1 protein-coding gene is annotated in these 2,384 nt (G+C 73.2%); it reads left to right on the top strand.

Annotation, left to right across the window (positions count from 1 at the left end):
• Positions 1-13 precede the first annotated feature (13 nt).
• On the top strand, positions 14-2,197 hold the full coding sequence (locus G5C60_RS50415; protein ID WP_165271003.1) for an SNF2-related protein: 2,184 nt from the start codon (positions 14-16) through the stop codon (positions 2,195-2,197).
• Positions 2,198-2,384: the final 187 nt, after the last annotated feature.

The following is a 2,384-nucleotide window of genomic DNA, read 5'->3' as shown; positions in this document are numbered from 1 at the left end:
GGGTGGCGGGCCCGTGTTCGCGCCGGTGGGGCGGAAGGCGAGGCAGGTGCTGGCGCGAGGGGAGCGGTTGCGTCGGGACGCTCGGGCCGTGCTCGACGATCACCGGCGGGCGCTCGACGAGGTGCGTACGGCGCTTGCACCGATCCAAGCCGACCTTGTCGTGGAGGAGTTGGCGGGGATTCCCGTGTCCCGGCTGAAGGACGTCACCGAGGGGCGGTTGCGGCTTGCGGCCCTGGAGGCGGCCGGGGTCGGGTCGGTGCGGGAGGTGTATGAGGCGAGCCGGTACGAGTTGCGGCAGATACCGGGGGTCGGGGCGCAGACCGCCGATCAGGCGCTCGCCGCGGCTCGGCAGATCGCCCGGGCGGTCGAGGACACCGTGTCCGTGCGGATCGATGTCGATCACCCGGAGCCTCGGACGACCGCCCTCGTCATCGCGCTGCGGCGGCTCGTCGAGGCGGGGCCCGAGCTGCGCCGCGCCGTGGACGCCGCCGAACGCCTCGACCGGAAGCTGAAGGTGCTGCTTCCGGCGGCCCGGCCGGCCGGTGGGCGGCTGCGGATGGCCCTCTCCACGCGAGCCCGGCGGGAGAGCGCGCTCGTCGCGGTCGCGGCAGTGCACGAACTCACCGCCGACACCGAGGACGTACGACTGCTGCTGGCACAGGCCTCCGCCGACCTGCTGCGCGAGTCCGCCTCCGACGCCGAGGCGTGGGTCGACTTCGAGCTGCGCTCCACGGAGTACTACAGCCAGCTCGCCGAGGTCGTCGGCAGCGCCCCCGACGTCGCGGCCGCCGAGGGCTTCCTCCCGGCGGAGGTCGCCGAGCGGGTGCACGCGCAGGGGCTCGACGACACCCACTGTCGGGTGTCGCTGCGCGGCTACCAGTCCTTCGGCGCGCGGTTCGCGCTCGCCCAGCGCCGGGTGGTGCTCGGCGACGAGATGGGGCTCGGCAAGACGGTCCAGGCCATCGCCGTGCTCGCGCACCTGGCGGCGCACGGGCACAGCCACTTCCTGGTGGTCTGCCCGGCGAGCGTACTGATCAACTGGACCCGCGAGATCCGCTCACGCAGCACCCTGCGGGCGATGCCCGTGCACGGCCCCGACCGGCGGCACGCGTACGCGGAGTGGCGCGAGCGCGGCGGCGTCGCGGTCACCACGTTCGACGTCCTCCACAGCCTGCCCGCGCCGGACAGGGCGACAGCACCCCCGGCGGCGCTCGTCGTCGACGAAGCCCACTACGTGAAGAATCCCGACGCCCGCCGCTCCCGCGCCGTCGCCGCCTGGACCGACCGGTGCGAACGCGTCCTGTTCCTCACCGGTACGCCGATGGAGAACCGCGTCCAGGAGTTCCGTGCCCTCGTCCGCTACCTCCAGCCCGAGCTGGTGCCCAGGATCCAGGGCGGTGACGCGGGTGGGGGTCCCCCCGCTCGAGCGAAGCCGAGAGTGGGGGAGGGCCCGCACACGTTCCGCAGGTCCGTCGCCCCCGCCTATCTGCGCCGGAACCAGCAGGACGTACTCACCGAACTGCCCGCGCTGCTCCAGGTCGACGAGTGGGAGGAGTTCAGCGCCGCCGACCAGGACGCCTACCGCGAGGCGGTCGCCGCCGGGAACTTCATGGCGATGCGCAGAGCCGCGTACGCGGACGCCGAGCGGTCCGCGAAGCTGCAACGCCTGCGTGAGCTGGTGGACGAGGCTGCCGAGAACGGGCTCAAGGTGGTCGTCTTCTCGTACTTCCGGGACGTGCTCGCCGTCGTCCAACAGGCCCTGGGTGACGGCGTGTTGGGGCCACTGGCCGGTGGTGTGCCGGCCGCCCGTCGGCAGCAGCTGGTCGACGAGTTCACGGCCGCCTCCGGCCACGCGGTGCTGCTCTGCCAGATCGAGGCAGGCGGCGTCGGCCTCAACCTCCAGGCGGCGTCCGTGGTCATCCTGTGCGAACCGCAGGTGAAGCCCACGCTGGAGCACCAGGCCGTCGCCCGCGCCCACCGTATGGGCCAGGTCCGCCCGGTCCAGGTGCACCGCCTCCTCGCCACGGACAGCGTGGACGACCGGCTCCTGCGGATCCTGGAGAGCAAGGCCCGCCTCTTCGACGCGTACGCCCGTCGCAGCGATGTGGCGGAGGCGACTCCGGACGCTGTCGATGTCTCGGACGGTACGCTCGCCCGCCGCATTGTGGAGGAGGAGCAGCAGCGGCTCGCCGCGTGAGCGCTCCGCTGGGGGGGGTGCGGTTTGAAGGTGCGGGTTCGTCGTGGCTGGGCGCGCAGTTCCCCGCGCCCCTAAAGGGGCGCCACTCCCCGCGCTCCTAAAGGGGCGCCCCCTTCGGGACGCAGCCCCCGTTTCAGGAGTTCGCCAAGCCCGACTTCACCCCCGCCCCGCACAACGGCACCACCCC

Origin of the sequence: Streptomyces scabichelini (genome assembly GCF_011045015.1) — a bacterium.
In the GTDB taxonomy this organism is placed as follows: Bacteria; Actinomycetota; Actinomycetes; order Streptomycetales; family Streptomycetaceae; genus Streptomyces; species Streptomyces scabichelini.
Note: the sequence above shows the minus strand (reverse complement) of the source record. Positions and strands in the feature narration are given on the sequence as shown.